The 1,927-nt window shown below is 61.7% G+C and carries 2 protein-coding genes; one reads left to right on the top strand and one right to left on the bottom strand.

The window, feature by feature from the left end:
* A partial coding sequence (locus tag Q0341_RS01565; RefSeq protein WP_299510086.1) for a phosphoglycerate kinase occupies nt 1–1,140 on the top strand: 1,140 nt, incomplete at its 5' end.
* 84 nt (nt 1,141–1,224) lie between these two features.
* On the opposite strand, the gene Q0341_RS01560 is transcribed toward Q0341_RS01565, so the two are convergent.
* Nucleotides 1,225–1,927, bottom strand: a 703-nt coding sequence (locus Q0341_RS01560) for a fatty acid desaturase (protein WP_299510085.1), incomplete at its 5' end; no start/stop codon positions are given.

Raw genomic sequence — 1,927 nt, 5'->3', positions numbered from 1 at the left:
CGCGTGTTCATCCGCGCCGACCTGAATGTGCCGCAAGCCGATGACGGCAGCATCACCGAGGACACCCGCGTGCGCGCCAGCGTGCCCTGTATCCAGATGGCTTTGGACGCGGGCGCGGCCGTGATGGTGACCAGCCACTTGGGCCGCCCCGCCGAAGGCCAGTTCAAACCCGAAGACTCGCTGGCCCCGGTGGCCAAGCGTCTGGGCGAGCTGCTGGGCCGCGAAGTCCAGCTGGTCTCGGACTGGGTGGACGGCGTCACCGTGGCCCCCGGCCAGGTCGTGTTGCTGGAGAACTGCCGCGTCAACCCCGGTGAGAAGAAAAACACCGAAGCGCTGGCCCGCAAACTGGCCCAGCTGTGCGACATCTACGTGAACGACGCCTTTGGCACCGCTCACCGCGCCGAAGGCACGACGCATGGCATCGCCCAGTATGCGCCGATCGCCTGCGCCGGCCCTTTGTTGGCGGCCGAGATCGACGCCATCAGCCAAGCGCTGGCCGCGCCGAAGCGCCCGCTGGTGGCCATTGTGGCGGGCAGCAAAGTCAGTACCAAGCTGACCATCTTGAAGAGCTTGGCCCAAAACGTGGACCGGCTGATTGTGGGCGGCGGCATTGCCAACACCTTCATGCTGGCGGCGGGCCTGAAGATTGGCAAGAGTTTGGCCGAAGCCGATTTGGTGGGCGAGGCCCAAGCGGTGATCGAGGCCATGAAGGCGCGTGGCGCGGAAGTCCCCATTCCCACCGATGTGGTGACCGCCAAGACCTTTGCGGCGGATGCGGTGGCCACGGTGAAAAAAGCCACCGAGGTGGCGGACGACGACATGATTTTGGACATCGGCCCCGAGACGGCGGCCCAGCTGGCGGCGCAGCTCAAGCAAGCGGGGACCATTGTGTGGAACGGCCCGGTGGGGGTGTTCGAGTTTGCGGCGTTTGAAAACGGCACGCGGGTGATTGCCCAGGCGATTGCCGAGTCCAGCGCCTTCAGCATCGCGGGCGGTGGCGACACGCTGGCGGCGATTGCCAAGTACGGCATTGAAAAGCAGGTCGGCTACATCTCCACGGGCGGCGGTGCGTTCCTGGAGATCCTGGAAGGCAAAACTTTGCCTGCGTTTGAAATTTTGATGAAACGCGCAGCGGCTTGAAGCATCGACGTGAACTGTTAGATTTTCTTCAACAAAAAACCCCGCATGGCGGGGTTTTTTTGTGGGTCTGAACCGACGTCCAGATCAGGCTTGGGTCACCGGTGGCAGGTTGCCGCGCACCGGGCTGGTCATGTTGCCTTGGAAGTCGGTCCAGCATTCGCGTGTGAAGTCGTACAGCTTGCAGCTTTTGGCGGTGCTGAAATACCAGTTCCAAGAAAAAGCTTGAACGATGATGCGGCCTGGCAGCATTTCTTCGAGCTTGGACTGGGCTTTCTTCAGCCGGTACAGCGGCACGCTCATGTCCACATGGTGGGCGGTGTGCTCCATGATGTGGTGCATCATGGCGCCGATCTTGAACGGGAAGGTCAGGTGCACGGTGGTGGAGACGAAAGGCGCGGCCTTGATCCAGGCGGCCTTGTTGTCGTGCCAAGACGTCTTGACATGGGTGTGGTGCACATAGACCACAAAGCCAATCATGGTGTTCCAGAAAAAGAAGGGCACCGCAAAACCCAGCAACAGCGACAGCCAGACCGATTGACCTGTGGCGATGGCTGCGCCCACGATGGTGGCGATCCAGAGCAGCGCGAAACCACTGACCAGCATGCTGTCCTTGAAGAAGATGGGGCGGCGTGTGGGCATGTGGGTTTTGTTGGGGAAAAATTCGCGCTTCCACCAGATTTCGATCATGTAATAGAGGCCTGGTGCCCAGCCGCTGCGATAGGCCCGTTCGAGCAAGCGCTGCATGGGCGAGAGGGCTTCAAATTCGGTGGCCGTCAAGGGTGTCCAG

The organism is uncultured Limnohabitans sp. (assembly GCF_937889215.1).
Lineage (GTDB): Bacteria > Pseudomonadota > Gammaproteobacteria > Burkholderiales > Burkholderiaceae_C > Limnohabitans_A.
Note: the sequence above shows the minus strand (reverse complement) of the source record. Positions and strands in the feature narration are given on the sequence as shown.